A 19,392-nucleotide genomic window follows, 5' to 3' on the forward strand; every position below is an offset into this window, starting at 1 on the left:
TGATCAGCCACCGGCGATGAAAGGTTTGCCCAGAGACGCCGGCAGGTTGAGCTGCAGCAGCTTGCGGTCGCGCGAGATCAGCACCAGCACCACGATGGTGGCAATGTAGGGCACAGCCGACAGCAGTTGCGATGGCAACGCCACACCGAAGCCCTGCGCGTGCAGTTGCAGGATGGTCATGCCACCGAAGAGGTAGGCGCCGAGCATGAGGCGGCCTGGCTTCCAGGTTGCAAAGACAACCAGCGCGACAGCGATCCAGCCGCGCCCGGCCGTCATGTTCTGCACCCACAGCGGCGTGTAGACCGTCGACAGATATCCCCCCGCGAGCCCGGCCATCGCACCACCGAACAGCACCGCGCCGTAGCGGATCGCCGTGACCGGGTAGCCGATGGCATGGGCGCCCTCGGGGTATTCGCCGACGGCACGCAACACCAGACCCAGCTTGGTCTTTGCCAGCACCCAGGCGAGCACAGCGAAGCAGATGAAACTGAAGTAGACCACCACATCCTGCTTGAACAGCACGGGGCCGATCACCGGGATGTCGGACAGCAGCGGAATCGCCAGCGGCTGCACGCCCGGCAGGCTGTAGCTGACGAAGCTCTGCCCGATGAAGGCCGACAGACCCACGCCGAAGATGGTCAGTGCCAGCCCCGTGGCCGCCTGGTTGGCGCCCAGCGTCAGGGTGAGAATGGCGAACGGCAAGGCCGCGAGCGCGCCAGCAAGTGCCCCCGCCGACAGGCCGACGACGAAATTGCCATCGGTATGCACGGCAGCTGCAAACGCCGCGATGGCGCCGATCAGCATCATGCCCTCGACGCCGAGATTCATGACGCCGGTTTTCTCGGCGACCAGCTCGCCGAGGCCGGCAAACACCAGCGGCGTGGCAGCACCCAGTGTGCCGACGAGGATGGGGACAATGTGCTCGATCATGCGGCCGCTCCTTTGGCGAGAGTGGGCTTGCGTCGTTTGAGGCGGAAATTCACGAAGGCATCGGCACCGAGCAGGAAGCACAGCAACATGCCCTGGAACAGACCGGTGATGGCTGAAGGCAACTGCAGTGATACCTGGCCGGCATCGCCGCCGATGTAGATCATCGCCATCAGGAAGCCCGACAGCACGATACCGATGGGGTGCAGGCGCCCGACCCAGGCGACGATGATGGCCGCGTAGCCGTAACCGGGGGACAGCGACAGCGTGAGCTGACCGACAGGGCCGGCGACTTCTGCTGCACCGGCCAGACCCGCCGTCACGCCCGAGATGATCAGGCTCAGCCACACCGCGCGGCGTGCCGAGAAGCCGGCGTAGCGCGAAGCCGCTGGCGCCTGCCCACCCACCGCCAGCTCGAAGGCCGTGCGGCTGCGTGCCACGAAAACCCAGAAGATCAGCACCGCGAGCGCCGTGATGAAAACCGAGGTATTCACGCGCAAGCCTTCGAACATCATCGAGAACAGCGCCGGGTCGCCGAACATGATGGACTGCGGGAAGTTGGAGCCACCCGGATCACGCCAGGGCACGCTGACCAGCCAGCTGAGGAACAGCGTGGCGATGTAGGTCAGCATCAGCGTCGTGAGCGTCTCTTCGGCATTGAAGTGCGTCTTGAGCCATGCCGGCAGCAGGCCCCACAAGCCACCGCCAATCGCACCGGCAAGAATCATCAGCGGCAACACCCACCAGGCGTCGATGCCGTCGCACCATATGGCGATGGCGCTCGCGAAGATTGCCCCCATGAGCAACTGGCCTTCGGCACCGATGTTGTAGATGCGTGCGCGAAAACCCAGCGCCAGGCCTTGCGCGATGAGGATCAGGGGCGAGGCCTTGAGGAACAGTTCGCTCCAGCCATTGCTGGTCTCCAGCGGCTCGATGAAGAAGACGTAGAAGGCCGTCAGCGGGCTGACACCCAGCCCCCAGAAAAGAATCGCGCCGATCAGCAGGGTCAGAACAATCGCAATGGGCGGCGCAGCCCACTGCATGACTTTGGAAGGATTGGCGCGTGGTTCGAGGATTTGCATGATTGCCCGTCAGGTCTTATTTGCCGTCATTCCCGCGAAGGCGGGAATCCAGTGTCTTACATGCGTTGCGCGAACGTCGCTGGATTCCCGCCTTCGCGGGAATGACGAGCGCTATGGTCAAGTTCACGCAGCCTCCTTATCCTGCCCGGCTTGCGGGCCAGCCATCAACAGGCCGATGCCCTCGGCATCCGTCATGTTCTTGGGAATGGCTTTCGACAGACGCCCGCCGGCAATCACGGCAATGCGATCACTGATCTCGAACAATTCGTCCAGCTCCTCGGAAATCACCAGCACACCGACGCCACTGCGCGACAGATCAATCAGCGTCTGACGCAGGAAGGCCGACGCACCCACATCGACACCCCAGGTCGGCTGCGCAACGATCATGACCTTCGGCGTCTGCATGATCTCGCGGCCGACAATGAACTTCTGCAGGTTGCCGCCCGACAGTGAACGCGCGACCGATTGTTCGCCATTGCAGCGCACGTCGAAACGTTCGATGCAGCGCCTGGCAAAATCGCGCGCGGCCGCAAAATCGAGCAGACCAAATTTCTTCATGCCGCTCTGGCGGTGCGCCGTGAGCATGGCGTTCCACGACAGGGGCATGTTGGGCACGGCGCCACGACCAAGGCGTTCTTCGGGCACGAAGCACAAACCGAGATCGCGTCGCTGACCGGCATCGAGCGCACCGACGGGCTTGTCGCCCAGCAGGACCGCATCGTCGCGCACGGTGGCTTCGCCCGACAGCGCGGCCAGCAGCTCGGCCTGACCGTTGCCCGAGATGCCCGCGATGCCGACGATCTCGCCACGCGCCACAGAAAGGTTGATCTCGCTGAGCGAGACGCCGAACGGATCTTCCGAAGCCAGCGACAGGTTGCGCACCTCGAAGGCTGTGCCGACCTCCCCACTGTACTCGGCCGAGACGCAGACCGGCAGTTCGCGACCGATCATCATGCGCGCCATGCTGGCGGGGGTCTCTTCGCGCGGATTGCAGTGACCCGTCACGCGACCGCCACGCATCACGGTGGCGCTGTCGCAGAGTTCCTGGATCTCGTGCAGCTTGTGGCTGATGTAGAGAATGGACACGCCCTCGCTGGCCAGCTGCTTGAGTGTTTCGAACAGTTTGCGCACGGCCTGCGGGGTCAGCACCGAGGTCGGCTCGTCCAGAATAAGCAGCTTGGGGTCCTGCAGCAGACAGCGCACGATCTCGACGCGCTGCCGCTCACCCACCGACAGGCTGTGCACGAGGCGCTGCGGATCAAGCGGCAGGCCGTACTTCTCCGACACCGTCTTGACGCGCACTGCGAGGGCTTCGAGATCGAAAGGCTCGTCCAGCGCCAGCGCAATGTTTTCAGTAACGTTGAGGGTCTCGAACAGCGAGAAGTGCTGGAACACCATGCCGATGCCCAACGCACGCGCCGCAGCCGGATTCGCAATGCTGATCTGGCGGCCGTTCCACTGGATCTCGCCTTCGTCGGCCTGGATCGAACCGTAGATCACCTTCATCAGCGTGCTCTTGCCCGCGCCGTTCTCACCGAGCACGGCGTGGATCTCGCCAGGCATCACCGACAGGCTCACGTCGGCATTCGCGACCACACCGGGGTAGCGTTTGGTGATGCCCGTCAGCGTCAGGCGTGGTTCGCCCGGCGGTGCCGGGTGTTCGTGTGGCGGTGGAATCAGCATGCGTGTGCAGCTCCCTGTTTGAGTTGTTCCTTCACCTGCAGGACTTGCGCCACCACGGCGATGGCGATGGCTTGCGGAGATTTGTCGGCGATGCCTGCGATGCCGATGGGGCACTGCATGCGCGCGCAGTCCAGCCCCAGCGCATTGAGTCGATGCTCGAAGCGCGCGCGCTTGGTTGCCGAACCGATCAGGCCAAACCAGCTGAAGTCACCGCGGCGCAGGATGTGTTCACAGAGCGTGAGATCCAGCGCGTGGCTGTGTGTGAGGACGAGGAAGAAACTGCCCGCCGGCGCGCTGGCGACCGCCTCTTCGGGCGCGTCGGTCGAGAGGCATTCCACATTGGCGGGTGGTGTGCCGAACTGGTCGTCGCGCGGGTCCACCCAACGGATCCGGGTGTCGAGTGTGGCGAGCAGGCGCGCGATGGCGGCACCGACGTGGCCGGCGCCGAAGACGGTGATGGGGAGGGTGTTGGAGGCGATGGTTTGGGTGAAGTGCCAGGTCGAAGACGTGACACTCATGGAACGTGCTTCACCCTTTGCGCCATCCCCCCTCTCCCGGCTCTTCGAGCCACCCTCTCCCTCAGGGTGAGGGAACGGCAACGTGTCGGCCCGCTGACTGCGGTGCCCTCTCCCTGAGGGAGAGGGGGAAAGCTGCAACTGACAACCCGACTCCGCATTCCGCTCCAATCCATCCGCACAACACCAGACGGACCCTGCATCACAAGAGCTAAGCGTTCGCCGAAAGCTCTCCCCCGCTTCGAGCTGCAGCGCACGCGCCAACCACTCCACACGCGCAGCTTGGCTAATCCGCTCAAACACCAGCCACACCACACCACCGCAGCACTGCCCCAGGCTCGCACCAAGCGACAGGCGCTGCATCGCAGGCAACGCCACAGGCTGCAGCAACATCGCGCGTGCCTGCGCCATGGCCTCCCATTCAAGGTGGCCACCCCCAATCGTGTCGACCGTTGCATCGAGGGTGACCAGCATGCTCGCGCCCGCTTCACGCGGCACCGAGCCCTGCGTGCGCGCCACTGTCACCAGTACCGCGTCCTCGTGTGTCAGCACATCGGGAAGCGCGCGCCACCAGTTCATGCATGCCCCTCGGGCGCGCAGGTTGGGTTGAGCGAACGCGAAGCCCGACAACAGGGCATGGCGTTGGGCTTCAATATGTTCAGCACCAACCTACGCATCGAGACCCCCGATGGCACGCAGCACCGCTTCCGCCGTCGCGGGCGCCTGCAGCGGCGCGGGTTTGCCGATGGCCGCCGAGCAGGCATCACGCAACGCGAAGAACACCGCGAAAGCCAGCATCAGCGGCGGCTCGCCAACCGCCTTGGATTTGTGGATGGTGTCTTCGACGTTGGCGTTGTCGAACAGCTTCACGTTGAACACCGGCGGGACGTCACTCGCGGCGGGAATCTTGTAGGTCGAGGGCGCATGCGTCATGTTGCGGCCACGCTGTGCGCCACTGGGCCGGAACCACAATTCTTCGGTCGTGAGCCAGCCCATGCCCTGGATGAAGCCGCCTTCGATCTGGCCGATATCGAGCGCAGGGTTCAGGGACTTGCCGACGTCGTGCAGGATGTCGACGCGCAGTACTTTCGATTCGCCCGTCAGCGTGTCGATGGCGACTTCGGCACAAGCGGCGCCATAGGCGTAATAGAAGAACGGCCGGCCCTGCATCGCATCCTTGTTCCAGTGGATCTTGGGCGTCGAGTAGAAGCCGGAGTCCCACAACTGCAGGCGTGCGCGATAGGCCGCGATGGCCAGATCGGCGAAAGACATGCTGTGGCTGCCGCCGCGCACCTCGCCATCGGCGAAGCTCACGGCATCTGCGCTCAGACCGTGCTGTGTGGCGAAGAACGCTGCGAGCCGCGTCTTGATCTTGAGCGCAGCGGCCTGCGCCGCCTTGCCGTTGAGGTCGGCCCCACTCGATGCCGCCGTCGCCGAAGTGTTGGGTACACGGCTGGTGTCGGTCGCGGCGAGGCGTACGGCACTCGCCGGCAGGCCCAGCTCGTGCGCGACGACCTGGCGGATCTTGGTGTAGAGCCCCTGCCCCATCTCCGTGCCGCCATGCGACACCAGCACCGTGCCATCGGCATACACATGCACGACGGAACCGGCCTGGTTGTAGAGGGTGGCGTTGAACGAGATGCCGAACTTGAGCGGCGTCAGCGCGAGGCCGCGCTTGATCACCGGGCTGCTGGCGTTGAAAGCCGCGATCGCAGCGCGGCGCGCGGCGTAATCACTGGTGCGGGCGAGTTCGTCGATCAAGGCGGGCGCGACGTTGTCCTCGACCTTGGCGCCATAGGGCGTGGTGTTTCTTTCCCCTCTCCCGCCTGCGGGAGAGGGGGCAGGGGAGAGGGTATCGTCGTGCATGCCCCCCTCTCCCCCTGCCCCTCTCCCCGCTGGGGCGAGGGGAGAGTTCATTGGCATCGGATCGTACAGATTGCGAAAACGCACATCGAGCGGATCGAGACCCAACTCGCGCGCAATGTCATCGATGATGTACTCGATGGCGAACATGCCCTGCGGGCCGCCAAAGCCGCGAAAGGCCGTGTTCGAAACCGTGTTGGTGCGACAGCGCAGGCTCTTCACCGTGACGGCATCAAGGTAGTAGCAGTTGTCGATGTGGCACAGGGCGCGGTCGTTCACAGGGCCCGAAAGGTCTGCCGAGAAACCGCAGCGCGAAGCCATGGTGACGGCGAGGCCGAGAATGCGGCCGCTGTCGTCGAAACCGACATCCCAGTCGAAAGCAAAGTCGTGGCGCTTGCCCGTCAGCGTCATGTCGTCGTCGCGGTCAAGGCGCAGTTTGACCGGGCGGCCCGTCTTCCAGGCGCCCAAGGCAGCTGCGCAGGCGATCTGCGCGGACTGCGATTCCTTGCCGCCGAAGCCGCCGCCCATGCGGCGACATTCGACGCTGACCTGGTGACTGGTCCAGTGCAGCATGTGGGCCACGGCGTGCTGCATCTCGGTCGGGTGCTGGGTCGAGCTGAACACGTGCATCGTGTCCTGCTCGCCGGGGCGTGCGTAGGCAATCTGGCCTTCGAGATAGAAGTGCTCCTGCCCGCCGTGCCGGGCCGTGCCCTGCAGGCGATGCGGGGCAGCCGCGAGGGCGGCCTGCGCGTCGTTGCGCGTCATGGTGACAGGTGGCAGCACCCAGGATTCAGCGGCCACGGCTTCGGCAATGTCCAGCAGCGCCGGCAGGGCCTCGTATTCGATGACGGCCTTGCGCGCGGCACGACGTGCGGCTTCGTGCGTCTCGGCCAGCACGACGAAGATCGGCTGGCCGTAGAACAGCACGAGACCATCGGCGAGGATGGGATCATCGTGGATGATGGGGCCGCAATCGTTGAGGCCCGGAATGTCCTTCGCGGTGAGCACGGCTGCCACACCAGGCGCGCGCAGCACAGGGGCAAGATCAAGCTTCGTGATGCGCCCGTGCGCAATCGTCGACAGACCGAAAGCCGCGTGCAGCGTGCCGGCCAGCTCGGGCAGATCATCGATGTACTGCGCGGCGCCTGACACATGCAGCGTGGCGCTCTCGTGTGCGAGGGACTGGCCGACGACCTGGCTCATGCCGACACCTCCGCAAGAGAAACCGCCGAACCGGCGTGTTCCAGCCACAGCCGCCACAACAGATTCTGCGCGACCTGCATGCGGTAGCCCGCCGTCGCGCGCATGTCGTCGAGCGGCTGGTAGTCCTGCGCCAGCGCCGTCATGGCCGCTCGGATGCTGGTCTCGCTGAGCGGCTGGCCCTGCAGGGCCGCTTCGGCCAATGCGGCGCGCCTGGGCGTTGCCGCCATGCCGCCGAAGGCAATGCGCGCCTGCGTCACCACGCCAGCGTCGAGACGCAGGGCGAAGGCGGCACACACGGCAGAGATGTCCTGATCGGCGCGCTTCGAAATCTTCCAGGTGCGGAACAGCACCTCTTCGCGACGCCGCGGCACACGCAGGGCGCGCACGAACTCACCCGGCTCGCGCGCGGTCTTCTGGTACGCGAGATAGAAGTCTTCGAGCGCCATCTCACGGATGCTTGCGCCCTTTTGCAACACGATACGCGTACCCAGGGCAATGAGCGCAGGCATCGAGTCCCCAATGGGCGAACCATTTGCCACGTTGCCGCCCAGGGTGCCGGCGTTGCGTACCGGCACGCTGGCAAAGCGTCGCGCGAGATCAGTCCATTGCGCGTCCTCCGCACACAGTGCAGCGAAAGCATCGGTCAGCGTAGCACCCGCGCCTATCTCGATTGCATCTGCCGCGACAGTGATGCGCTTGAGTTCGTCGACCGCCCCGATGTAGAGGATGTCGCCGAGATCGCGCAGCTGCTTGGTGACCCACAAGCCCACATCGGTGGACCCGGCGAGGATGCGAGCCTCGGGGTGCGTCTCGCACAGCACGGCCAGCGCTTCGATGCTGCGCGGTGCGAAGAAGCGCTGACCGGCGTGTTCGTATTCCAGCGCGGTCATCGCGGCCAAGGTGTCGAGCACCGCACGCAGCGGCGCGCGGTCCAGCTTCTGCGCGGGCGCTTCCCACGCCGCACACGCGGCATCGACGATCGGGCGATAACCGGTGCAGCGGCAGAGATTGCCTGACAGACAGTCATTCACTTCATCACGCGAAGGCACTCCGCCACCTGTGGCCTGTCTTGTGTCGTACTGCGCCCACATCGACATGACAAACCCCGGCGTACAGAAACCGCACTGCGAACCATGGCAATCGACCATGGCCTGCTGTAGCGGGTGCAGGGCATCGCCGTTGGCAAGGTCTTCGACTGTGAACAATGCCTTGCCGTCCAGCGTGGGCAGGAACTGTATGCAGCTGTTGACGGCCTCGAGCCGCACGCCACCCGGGGCCGCATCGTCGCGCGAGCCGACTACGACTGTGCAGGCACCGCAGTCGCCTTCGCCGCAACCTTCCTTGCTGCCGCAAGCGTGCTGGTCTTCACGCAGCCATTGCAGCACCGTGCGTTGCGGCGAGACCTGGCTGACCGGCACGAGCTGACCACGAAACCAGAATTGAATGGGGCGTTGGCTCATCGTCGTCCTGCGCGTTTGAGATGAAGAGAGGCTAGCACGCGACGTGCCGGCTGATCGCGGAAGCGGGTGATACTGGGTATGCCGCGACGGGAGATGTGGGCGAGTGTTGCAGCGCTCTCCCTCTCCCGCCCCTGATGGGGCACCCTCATCCCGAGGGAGAGGGCACTGCAATGCGCCAGCCCGATTGAGGCTGTTCCCTCCCCCTGACGGGGAGGGTGGCCATCAGGATGAGGGGAAAATCGCCAAACTCAAACCCCTCAAACCCCTGGCCGCCAGAACCCGGCATGCGCGACTGCCGCCTCTTCTTCCAGCAGCGGCCCGATCACTTCGATGTTGCGCTGGCCGCTCGCGAACACCGTGCGACAAGGCAGGGACAGGGTCGGGTTCTCCGGGTCATTGCCGGTGATCGCCAGCAGTCCCGTCTCGGACATGCCATACACCACACGACCAATACCGCACCAGTAGATCGCCCCGGCGCACATCGCGCAGGGTTCGGCATTGCTGTAGAGCGTGCTGCGCGCCAGATCGTCGGGGCTCAGCAACGTTGCTGCGCGGGCCGCGGCGACACGCTCGGCGTGGCGCGTCGGGTTGCCCGGCGGGCGCGAATCATTGCCGCACTCGACCACCACACGGCCGTCCGGCCCCACCACCAGCGCAGCAAAGGGATGGTGACCCTCGTTGCGGCTTTGCTGCGCCAGCTCGAAGCTGCGGCGTAACCAATGAAAGTCGTTCTGCGTCATGTCAAACCCCGCTCAGTACAGGTTTCCGATAGTGCCCTCATCCGGTGCGCACCGCACCGATAACTCTCATAATCCAGCGCTGATGGAATCGCTCCCCATGCGGGACTACAGTGTCTCCGTCCGCCACCTACCGTCGGTCTTCACCTCAGGAGAACCATGATGTCATTCCGCTCGTTCACGAAGGCGCCTGCGCTGCTGGCTGTCAGCCTGTTCGCCCTCGGCTCTTTGCTTACCACCTCGCTCGCCCATGCCGCAGACCCCGTCAAGGCCGCCTGGGTCTACATCGGCCCGACGGGCGACCACGGCTGGACCTACGCGCATGACGTGGGCCGCAAGGCCGTTGATGCCAAGCAGGGCGCCAAGGTCAAAACCATGTTCGTCGAGAACGTGCCGGAAACAGCGGATGCCGAACGCGTCATCCGCGACCTCGCCGCCAAGGGCAACAAGGTCATCTTCGCCACCTCCTTCGGCTACATGAACGCCATGGAGAAGGTCGCCAAGGCCTTCCCCAAGACCGTCTTCATGCATGCCACCGGCTACAAGACGAGCAAGAACCTCGGCATCTACGATGTGCGCACCTATGAAGGCGCCTACATGCTGGGCGTGGTCGCCGGCAAGATGACCAAGAGCGGCAAGCTCGGCGTGGTGGGCTCCTTCCCGATTCCCGAAGTGATCCGCAACATCGACGCCTTCACTATCGGCGCACGCAGCGTCAACCCCAAGGCAACGACCAAGGTGATCTGGGTGAACACCTGGTTCGATCCGGGCAAGGAGCGTGAAGCCGCCCTGACCCTGATCTCGCAAGGCGCCGACGTGCTGATGCAGAACACCGACTCGCCGGCCATCGTGCAGGCAGCCGAGGAGAAGGGCGTGTATGCCTTCGGCTGGGACTCGGACATGAGCAAGTTCGGCGCGAAAGCCCACCTTGCTGCTTCGGTGCTCAACTGGGGCGTGATCTACAACCAGGAAATCGAGAAGATCATCGCCGGCACCTGGAAGTCCTCCGCCATCTGGTACGGCGTCAAGGAAACCGCGGTCGACATCATGAATTTCGGCCCCTCGACCCCGGCTGACGTGAAGAAGCTCGCTGAAGAACGCCGCGATGCGATCAAGGCTGGCAAGCTGCACCCCTTCACCGGCCCGCTCAAGGACAATACGGGCAAGGAAATCGTCGCAGCCGGCAAGACGCCTACCGATGCCGATCTGGGCAAGTGGAACGTCTACGTGGAAGGTGTTGAAGGTACGATTCCCAAGTAAGTACCTGCCGCAAACCCTACTTCGTCATTCCCGCGAAAGCGGGAATCCAGCGGCGTTCAACAGTCACTGGATTCCCGCCTTCGCGGGAATGACCGTTTCAGTGAGGATGAATCATGAAACTGCTCGACCGCGTACTCAGCTGCCCCAAGGCCGAACTGCATCTGCACATCGAGGGCTCGCTGGAACCCGAACTGGCCTTCGCCCTCGCGCAGCGCAATCATGTCGACTTCCCCTTCAACAGCGTCGAGTCGCTGCGCGCGGCGTACAACTTCAGCAACCTGCAGTCCTTCCTCGATCTCTACTACGCCTGCGCCGACGTGCTGCGCACCGAGGAAGACTTCCACGACCTGATGCTGGCCTACCTGCGCCGGGCAGCCGCCGATGGCGTCGTGCATGCCGAAATCATGTTCGATCCGCAGACCCACACGGCGCGTGGCATCTCCATGGCAACCGTCATCAACGGTCTGCGCGCGGGCATCGCCACCGCGCGCGACGAATCGGGCATCAGTGTGCAGCTGATCCTCAGCTTCCTGCGCCACCTCAGCGAGGAAGATGCCTTCGCTACCCTGAAGCTCGCCGAGCCGCACCTCGCCCACGTTGCCGCCTTCGGCCTCGATTCTTCCGAGATGGGTCACCCGCCGTCCAAATTCGAGCGCGTCTTCAAGGCCTGCCGCGATCTGGGCAAGCCCGTCGTCGCCCACGCCGGCGAGGAAGGTCCGCCCGCCTACATCATCGAAGCGCTGGACCTGCTCCAGGTCAGCCGCATCGACCACGGCGTGCGCTGCGTTGAAGACAAGGCACTGGTGCAACGCCTCGCCGCAACGCAGAGGCCGCTGACGGTCTGCCCGCTGTCCAACGTGCGCCTCTGTGTGTTCAAGGAGATGGCGCGCCACACCCTGCCTGCCATGCTCGACGCCGGTCTCTGTGTGACACTCAACAGCGACGACCCGGCCTACTTCGGCGGTTATCTCGGCAACAACCTGCGCGCCGTGCAGGCCGCGTTCAACTTCGACGCGCCGACCTGGGCGCGCATCTTCCGCAACAGCTTCAACGCCAGCTTCATCAGTGCAGAACAGAAGGCGGAGTGGTGCGCGAAGGTGGATGCACACTTGCCGGGATGACGAGGCTGGTCGGGCGATTCGCCATACATTTGCGAGGCCGTACAGTTCCGGAACTGTCACCAAAATCTGCAATTTCGGCAAATCAATCAGTGGTTTGCGTGATCGTTCCGACAAAAGGAACCGATCAATTCTGCAAAGCCACCTCTCGTCAAATGCCGTCAGAAAGAACGCTGTTTTGCGTTGACCGCCGCCCTACGGAAAACCAGAATGCGCCCCGGGTCAGACAGGCTGCAGTGCCCACCGCACAGAGCCCGACCCTTGGCGGTGACCAGATCAAATCCACAAGCCCACATCAGAGGGGAATAGAGGAGACAGCAGCAGCACCGAGCTGGTTCGCTCGCCACACACGCTGGGAGACGAACCAGGCCGCTTCATGCGGCCTGGCACGTTGCGCGCTGGCTCGCTGCATAGCCATATTCCGTAGCAATGCACGCACCACGGGTGCGCCGGCCTTATTGATGCCTGGCTTGTTGACTCCCTCCATGCTGCACCCCATGAACGCTCTCCGTCATCGCCTGTTTGTGCTGCTTGTTTCGCTACTCGGCTGCCTGCTCACAGTGAGCGTCGTCGCTGCAGAATCAGCCCCGCGAACCTGGGTCCGCACCGGCAGCAATGCCGATCACAGCGCCGTCCTCACCCTTCACCAGCGCACCGCCGATCAGGCCACGCTATCGCTTGAAGTCATCTCGCGTAGCGGCTCCACCACCGCACGTACAGGTACCCTGGACAAGGTCTTCGTCCCCATCGTCAATGGCGTTGCGCTCTATCGCGAGGCAGGCACCTCGCCCGAGGCCTGCAGCATCGTGTTCGACTTCGCGGCGTCTGCAGTGCAGGTGACGCAATTCGGCGATTGCGAACTGTTTGGCGTAGGCGTCAATAGCTCGGGGCGTTACGTATCCCGCGCAAGGCCTCGTTGAACCCGCACTGGCGATCAGCTCAGCCGGTGTAAATATTCTTAAGGATCTGTTTCTCCAGCCACTGCGGCCAAACGGTTGCCTGCTGTGACTGCTAGCATCGGTCTTTCCACTGCCTGAACAAGTTGCACTCATGCACTTCCTGCGTACCTTCCTGTTTCACGCCCTCGTCGCAATTGCCGCCAGCTCCGTCCCCCTCAGCGCAGCCTCGGCGGCCGATAACCTGGCGGTGGTCACCGCCCGCGTGCCCTGCGCCACACTGCTGGCGACAGCGATCGAAGACATCGGCGGCAGCGGCAGTCGCATCACCCGCGCCAGCGAAGCGGCAGATCGCCAGGGCATCACCAGCTGCATCGTGGAGGGCACGCTCGCGCCCAGCATCGGCTTCCGCATCGCGCTGCCGACCCGCACCTGGACGCAGCGCTATCTGCAGATCGGCTGCGGCGGCCTGTGCGGCAACATTGCAGGCATGGTCGGTGCCGCAGATGGCTGTGTGCCGCTCAATGCGGGGGGCTTTGTGCAGGGTGCGACCGACATGGGGCACCAGGGCATGAGCGGCGACTTCGGACGCGACGCGCAGAAGCGGATCGACTTTGCCTACCGCGCACAGCACCTCACGGCCGTGCTGGCCAGGAAACTGATCCGTGCCTACTACGGTCAGCCGCAAGCCTATGCCTACTTCACCGGCTGTTCGGATGGCGGACGTGAAGCCCTGATCGCAGCGCAGCGCTACCCGGAGGATTTCGACGGCATCATCGCCGGTGCGGCGGCCATGAGCTTCACAACCCAGAACGGGCTCTACCACGCCTGGCAAGCGCGCAGTAACACGGGGCCGGATGGCAAGGCCATCCTGGTGGCATCCCGCCTGCCCCTGCTGCACAAGGCCGTGCTTGATCAGTGTGATGCGCTGGACGGTCAGAAAGACGGGCTCATCAGCGAGCCACGCAACTGTCACTTCGACCCGGCGAGCATCCAGTGTGCAGCGGGTCAGACTGACACCAGCGCTTGCCTGAGCGCGCAAGAGGCCGATGCGGTGCGCAAGTTCTACGCCGGGCCGATTGATGCCGAGACAGGTGTGAAACTGACCCTCGGCGGGCCGCTGCCCGGCTCCGAACTCAACTGGGCCGGCGTCTTTGTGCCGATGAGTGCTGATCAGTCCTTTGCCAGCACGATGATCGCCGAGAGCGCCATGCCCGTGCTGTATGACAATAGCCTTCCGCAGATCGCCAAGGTGGCCGACGTGCGTTTCAACGCCGACACCTTCAAGCGTCTGGCCGGCGTGCATGCCCTGTATGACGCGACCAACCCCGACCTGTCGCGCTTCGTACAGGCCGGCCGCAAGCTGATCCTCTGGCACGGCCTCGGGGACCCGCACATCTCGCCGCTGACGACCATCGCCTACCACGAGGCACTGCAACAGCGTTTCGGCGATGCGGCCTTACAAAGCTTCGAGCGCCTCTACCTGCTGCCCGGCGTCGCCCACTGCTCCGGTGGTGAAGGACCGAGCCAGATCGATCTGCTGACGCCGATGCTCGAGTGGGTCGAGCAAGGCAAGGCCCCCGGCGCCATCATCGCCAGCCAGGCGGACCCGGCAAAAGCCAACAGCTTCGGGCAGCCCGGCAGCCCGACGGGTAGCGGTCCGGATGCGGGTCCTCCACGCGGCATGAATCCGCCACCTGCCATGGCGGCAGTGTCAGGCGTCAAATCGCCGGTGCAGTCGCGACCTGTCTTTCCCTACCCCCAGCTCCCGCGCTACAGCGGCAAGGGCGATGCGAACCAGGCCAGCAGCCAGATTGCAGGGCCTGCGCAGTACCTCGGCAGCACGCCCGCGTGGATCGGCAGCAACTACTTCACGCCAGACAGCTATCGCTGAGACCGCAGGCAGCGCGTGCAGGGCGTCTCAGTCCACCGCAAACCAGTCCTGACTCGCCAGCTCGTCGAGCAGCCAGCGCGCGCCCATGCCCAGGGGGCGCTTGCGGTTGTAGACTGCGAACAGGCCTATCCCGCCGGGTAGCACGCCCGGATCGTCAATCGGCAAACGGACCAGGCGGCCACTGGCCAGATGCGGCGCGACCAGGTGGTCGGGCATGGTGCCCCAGCCGAAGCCTGCCAGCAGGAATTCCAGCCGGCGGGCGATATCGACGAAGCGCCACACCCGCGAGCTGACCACGGCAAAGCTGGGGCCCGACTTCTGCTGCGGATCGGTGAGGATCAGCTGCACGTGCTCGGCAAGAATATCCCGAGTGAGTACCCTCTTCTCCGCCGCCAGCGAATGACCGGGCGCCACGACCGGCACCAGGTTCACCTCGGTCAGCGGCGAGGCCTGCAGATCCTGCGCCGAGGCGGGAAACAGCGCGCATACGCCCAGCGTCGCCGACCCATCGCGGACACGACGCTCCGCAGCGCCAATCCCCTCGGTGAACAGCGTCACCGTCAGATTGGGGTACGTCGCCTGCAGCCGCGCCAGACTGCGGATGACCGGCGGCGTGGGCGCGAAGCTGTCCAGCGCAATCGACAGTTCCGGCTCCATGCCCGAAGCCATGGAGCGCGCGGACAGTTCGAATACCTCCGCCTGCCGCAAGACCTGGCGCGCCTGCGCCACCAGCATCCGGCCAGCCTCGGTAAAGCGCGGGGTGCGGGCGCTGCGGTCGAAGATCTGCACGCCCTGGCTCTCCTCCAGCCCCTGGATGGAATGGCTGATTGCCGATTGCACGCGCCGCAGCTTGCGACCGGCGGCCGAAAAGCTCCCCGTCTCCTCGATGGCAATCAGCACACGCAGCTGGTCCAGCGTCAGGGCACCGATCATCAAGCATCTCCGGAATTGATGGATTCAATCTAAATTTTATCGCTTCCGGAGATAACTCGCAGCCTCTACGCTTCGCTTCATGAATTGCGACCCGCATTCACGCGCTGCGGCCCGCCAAGGCCTCACAGCACGCCCCCATACCTTCAATGGAGAACAGCAATGACCACCTACCTCATCACCGGCGCCTCCGGCAAACTCGGCCAGGCCGTCCTGCACCACCTGCTCGACACCCTGCGCATCGCCCCCGGACAAATCATCGCCACCAGCCGCAAGCCCGAATCCCTGCGTGCCGTTGCCGAACGCGGCGTGACCGTGCGCACGGCCGATTTCGATGACGCCGCCAGCCTGCCCGCCGCCTTCGCCGGCGCCCAACGTGTACTGCTCATCAGCACTGACTCGCTCGAACGCCCGGGCCGTCGCCAGGAGCAACACGAACGCGCCATCGCCGCAGCCGAAAAAGCCGGCGTCCAGCACCTCATCTACACGTCGGCCCCCAAACCCGGCGACAACTCGCCCCTGCTGATTGCTGCCGACCACGCCGGCACCGAACAGGCCATCGCCCGCAGCAGCATCCCGGGCTGGACCATCCTGCGCAACCACTGGTACTTCGAGAACTTCCTGTTCACCCTGCCGGGTGTCTTCGCACAAGGCGGCAAGTGGTTCTCTGCCGCAGGCGACGGCAAGCTCGCCAACATCTCGCGTGACGACCTCGCCTACGCCGCCGCCGTCGCCCTCGTGTCGACCGAATCCGGGCGCAACACCTACACGCTCAGCGGCAGCGAAGCCCACACCACGGCCGAGCAGGCCGCCATCCTCTCGGCAGCCCTCGACAAGCCGATCGCGGTCATCCCGGTCCCGGTCGAAGGCATCGTCCAGGGCATGGTGGGCGCCGGCTTCCCCGAACCCCTCGCCCGCGCCCTCGCCTCGTTCGACACCAACACGGCAGCCGGCCGCGTTGCCGAAGTCACCGGCGACTACCAGCGCCTCACCGGCAAGGCACCGCAGCGCTTCGCCGACTGGGTGCAAGCCAACAAGGCCCTGCTGAGCGGCAACTGATTGCTGCACCAGCCAGGCCTTGCGTTCCAGGCGAATGGCAAGACCTGCAGCGGCAAGCGCCAGAAGACAAAGCCCCCGGCAACGGGGGCTTTGTCGTTCTGGCTTCAGCACGGGTTATTCGGAGCCGGCGTCAACGCAAGGTGCAGCTCCCTGCGCGAGCGGATGCAATGACTCACCGCTCGGCATCGCGCGCTCACACGCGACCTATCGGTCCAGCACCAGTCTTGTCCCCACACACCGCGACACACATGGCAGCATGATCCTGCCGCTCGCACGCTCGGCATCGCTCAGATAGCCATCGTGATGCTCAGGCGCGCCTTCCAGCACGTCACTGAGACAGGCACCGCAGACACCTTGCTCGCAACTGGTCGGGATGTCGACGCCACAGGCGCGGGCGACTTCGATGATGGGGGTGCCGGCGGGGACTTCGGCTTCGATGCCGCTGCGGGCGAAGACGATGCGGAATTCGCCTTTGTTGCTGCCACCACTCCCCGCTTCGTTGGCGCTGGCGGGCTGTGGTTCTGCACCGAAGCGTTCGCTGCGCAACTGGGTGAGGGGTATGCCCGCGGCGGTGAGGGCGGCCTCGACGGCGGCCATGAAGGCGGCGGGGCCGCAGGTGTAGAAAGTGGTTCGCGAATCGCTGGCGTGGGGCTGGACGATGGCGGCGAGGGCGCTGGCGGTCTGGTTGGCGTCGAGTCCGGCGTGTAGCTTGATTTGATCACCGAGACGGTCAACAAAGGCCGCGTGGGCTGCGCTGCGCACGAAGTAGTGCAGCTCGCAGGCAGCGACGCCGCGCAGTGCATTGAACATCGCATACAGCGGCGTGATGCCGATGCCACCAGCGATGAGCACGTGGCGCTGGGCGGCGGGGTCGAGCTCGAAGAGGTTGCGCGGCGCACTGATCTCTACGCTGTCGCCGACCTGCAGGGCGTGCATGGCGCGCGAGCCGCCGCGTGAGGCGGGTTCGCGTTTGACGGCGATGCGGTAGCAACCGGCTTCGCCGACGTGGTTGCACAGCGAGTAGGCGCGCTGCAGGGTCTTGCCGGGGCCGCCGGGCAGGGCGACCTGCACGTGGGCGCCGGGCTGCCATGCGGGCAGCGGCGTGCCGTCGCTGCTCACCAGTTCGAAGCTGCGGATGTCGTCGGCTTCGATGCGGATGCTGCGTATCGTTGCCCTGATCATCGTTTGCGTCATGCCGCCTCCGCTCGCGCGATGAGCGTCCTGACAGCCTCACGTGACCGCGCCGCCAGTTCGGCCATATCCAGATCGGGTAGCTTGCCGTCGCGCACTATCTCGCGCCCACCGACAAGCAGGCTGCGCAGGTGCGCTGTACCGCCGCTGGCAACGGGGCCGATGGCGGGATCGTGCAGGCCGAAGTAGCGCGGGTTGTGGCTGAGGTCGTAGATGGCGATATCGGCAGCCTGACCTACGGCAAGGCTGCCGATGGCGGGCAGGCCCAGCACGGCGGCGCCGCCGGCGGTGCCCCAGCGCACCACGTCTTCCACCGTGGCCCAATCGGCGCCCTGCTCGCCTGCGCCGCCGCGATACTTTGCAACCGCCGCCTCGCCGCCCTTGGCGCGCTGCATGAGCCAGGCGCTATGCGTTTCGGAAATCATGTCGGCGGCTTCGTTGGACGCGGCGCCGTCCACCCCGATGGAGATGGGCACACCCGCTGCGGCGAGCGCGCGGATGGGCGCGATGCCACTGCCGAGGCGGCCATTGCTCTGCGGGCAGTGGGCGATGCCGGTGCGCGTCTTGCCGAGCAGGGCGATTTCGTCGGGGTCGAGTTTGACGAGGTGGGCGAACCACACGTCGTCGCCAAGCCAGCCGATGCTCTCGCAGAAGCGCACGGGGCTGAGACCGTGCATGGCATTGACGCTGTCCTGGTAGCCTACGGTCTCGGAGAGGTGCGAGTGCAGGCGCAGGCCGAGCTTGCGGGCCACAGCAGCAGCCTCGCGCAGTTCGTCGGGCTGCATGGAGTACGGCGGCGTGGTGGGCGCCATGACGACGCGGCGCATGGCGTCGGGCGCGGGGTCGTGAAACTTTGCGGCGAGGCGCTCCATGTCGGCCATGTAGGCCGCCATCGATTCAGGGCGCAGGGCTTGCGGCAGCTCGGCTTCGAGCTGACGTGTGAGCGTGGCGCCGCCGCGGCACAGCACGAAGCGCAGGCCGAGTTTTTCGGCTTCGTCGAACAGGATGGCCGAGGGGTCGTAGTCCTGCCCCGGGTAGTAGAGGTAGTTGTGGTCGGCAATGGTGGCGCAGCCGGACAGCGCCAGCTCGATCATGCCGATGCGCGCGGCAAGGCGGAAGCTGTCGGCATCAAAGCCGGCGCGGAAGCGGTAGGGCGTGGCGGCCAGCCAGGGGGTGAGCGTGGTGTTGATGCCCTGCGGTTCGCCTTTCAGCAAAGCCTGGAACAGGTGGTGGTGGGTGTTGACCCAGGCGGGGTAGATGACGCAATCGGTGGCGTCGAGCACGCGGTCGCCGGATTCGACGGCGAGGCGGCCGATGGCGGCGATGCGGCCCTCGACAATGCGGATGTCGGGGCCGGGGTGGCGGGCGGCGTCACCTGTGAGGCCGGTGAGGATGGCGGTGGCATTCTGGATGAGGAGGCTGGTCATGTCGGCCTTTCAATTCTGTTTGATGCTGATAGGTGCGTGGCGGTGGGCACGAACCATTTCCCCTCTCCCGCCCTCCGGGCACCCTCCCCCCAAGGGGGAGGGAACGGCAGAGTTGGCGCGTTTGCGTTGCCGTTCCCTCTCCGCGAG

At 65.2% G+C, this 19,392-nt stretch carries 15 protein-coding genes; 5 read left to right on the plus strand and 10 right to left on the minus strand.

From position 1 onward, the window contains the following. Window positions 1-3: 3 nt before the first annotated feature. The 7 genes from ABEA02_RS09670 to ABEA02_RS09700 all read right to left on the minus strand — a co-directional run bounded on the left by ABEA02_RS09670 (window position 4) and on the right by ABEA02_RS09700 (window position 9,473). On the minus strand, window positions 4-930 hold the full coding sequence (locus tag ABEA02_RS09670; protein ID WP_345532711.1) for an ABC transporter permease: 927 nt from the start codon (window positions 928-930) through the stop codon (window positions 4-6). Continuing rightward, window positions 927-2,009: an ABC transporter permease gene (locus ABEA02_RS09675; RefSeq protein ID WP_345532712.1), complete on the minus strand. Its 1,083-nt coding sequence runs from the start codon at window positions 2,007-2,009 to the stop codon at window positions 927-929. The genes ABEA02_RS09670 and ABEA02_RS09675 overlap by 4 nt, the downstream gene beginning before the upstream one ends. 123 nt (window positions 2,010-2,132) lie before the next feature. Then, complete coding sequence (locus ABEA02_RS09680) at window positions 2,133-3,692, minus strand: ABC transporter ATP-binding protein (RefSeq protein ID WP_345532713.1); 1,560 nt, start codon at window positions 3,690-3,692, stop codon at window positions 2,133-2,135. After that, a complete protein-coding gene (gene xdhC / locus ABEA02_RS09685; protein ID WP_345532714.1) occupies window positions 3,686-4,786 on the minus strand; it encodes a xanthine dehydrogenase accessory protein XdhC in 1,101 nt (366 codons plus the stop codon). The genes ABEA02_RS09680 and xdhC overlap by 7 nt, the downstream gene beginning before the upstream one ends. Before the next feature lie 90 nt (window positions 4,787-4,876). Further along, complete coding sequence (gene xdhB, locus ABEA02_RS09690) at window positions 4,877-7,273, minus strand: xanthine dehydrogenase molybdopterin binding subunit (protein WP_345532715.1); 2,397 nt, start codon at window positions 7,271-7,273, stop codon at window positions 4,877-4,879. Beyond that, window positions 7,270-8,733 (minus strand): xanthine dehydrogenase small subunit, encoded by a 1,464-nt coding sequence (gene xdhA / locus ABEA02_RS09695; RefSeq protein WP_345532717.1) that lies wholly within the window; start codon window positions 8,731-8,733, stop codon window positions 7,270-7,272. Before xdhA ends, xdhB begins: the two co-directional genes overlap by 4 nt. Window positions 8,734-8,990: 257 nt before the next feature. Further along, window positions 8,991-9,473 carry a nucleoside deaminase gene (locus tag ABEA02_RS09700; protein WP_345532719.1) on the minus strand — a complete coding sequence of 161 codons (483 nt, stop codon included), beginning with the start codon at window positions 9,471-9,473 and terminating at the stop codon, window positions 8,991-8,993. Between the two features lie 159 nt (window positions 9,474-9,632). On the opposite strand from ABEA02_RS09700, the gene ABEA02_RS09705 reads away from it, so the two are divergent. The 4 genes from ABEA02_RS09705 (at window position 9,633) to ABEA02_RS09720 (ending at window position 14,638) form a co-directional block, all read left to right on the plus strand. Continuing rightward, the gene (locus tag ABEA02_RS09705; protein WP_345532721.1) at window positions 9,633-10,730 is read left to right on the plus strand and encodes a BMP family ABC transporter substrate-binding protein; all 1,098 of its coding nucleotides are present in this window, start codon (window positions 9,633-9,635) and stop codon (window positions 10,728-10,730) included. 113 nt (window positions 10,731-10,843) lie between these two features. Beyond that, entirely contained in the window at window positions 10,844-11,851 is a 1,008-nt protein-coding gene (locus tag ABEA02_RS09710; RefSeq protein ID WP_345532722.1) for an adenosine deaminase, read from the plus strand. A 494-nt stretch (window positions 11,852-12,345) separates the two neighbouring features. Then, window positions 12,346-12,768: a hypothetical protein gene (locus tag ABEA02_RS09715; protein ID WP_345532723.1), complete on the plus strand. Its 423-nt coding sequence runs from the start codon at window positions 12,346-12,348 to the stop codon at window positions 12,766-12,768. A 130-nt stretch (window positions 12,769-12,898) separates the two neighbouring features. Continuing rightward, entirely contained in the window at window positions 12,899-14,638 is a 1,740-nt protein-coding gene (locus ABEA02_RS09720) for a tannase/feruloyl esterase family alpha/beta hydrolase (protein ID WP_345532724.1), read from the plus strand. A gap of 27 nt (window positions 14,639-14,665) precedes the next feature. On the opposite strand, the gene ABEA02_RS09725 is transcribed toward ABEA02_RS09720, so the two are convergent. Continuing rightward, window positions 14,666-15,571 (minus strand): LysR family transcriptional regulator, encoded by a 906-nt coding sequence (locus ABEA02_RS09725; RefSeq protein WP_345532725.1) that lies wholly within the window; start codon window positions 15,569-15,571, stop codon window positions 14,666-14,668. Between the two features lie 159 nt (window positions 15,572-15,730). Between ABEA02_RS09725 and ABEA02_RS09730 the strand changes: the two genes are divergently transcribed. Then, window positions 15,731-16,627 (plus strand): SDR family oxidoreductase, encoded by an 897-nt coding sequence (locus ABEA02_RS09730; protein WP_345532727.1) that lies wholly within the window; start codon window positions 15,731-15,733, stop codon window positions 16,625-16,627. A gap of 204 nt (window positions 16,628-16,831) precedes the next feature. On the opposite strand, the gene ABEA02_RS09735 is transcribed toward ABEA02_RS09730, so the two are convergent. Together ABEA02_RS09735 and ABEA02_RS09740 are read right to left on the minus strand one after the other, a co-directional pair. After that, entirely contained in the window at window positions 16,832-17,821 is a 990-nt protein-coding gene (locus ABEA02_RS09735; RefSeq protein WP_345532728.1) for a PDR/VanB family oxidoreductase, read from the minus strand. Next, entirely contained in the window at window positions 17,818-19,245 is a 1,428-nt protein-coding gene (locus ABEA02_RS09740) for an amidohydrolase family protein (protein ID WP_345532729.1), read from the minus strand. The genes ABEA02_RS09735 and ABEA02_RS09740 overlap by 4 nt, the downstream gene beginning before the upstream one ends. Between the last annotated feature and the right edge of the window lie 147 nt (window positions 19,246-19,392).

The sequence above is a fragment of the Viridibacterium curvum genome, from assembly GCF_039544165.1.
GTDB lineage: Bacteria > Pseudomonadota > Gammaproteobacteria > Burkholderiales > Rhodocyclaceae > Viridibacterium > Viridibacterium curvum.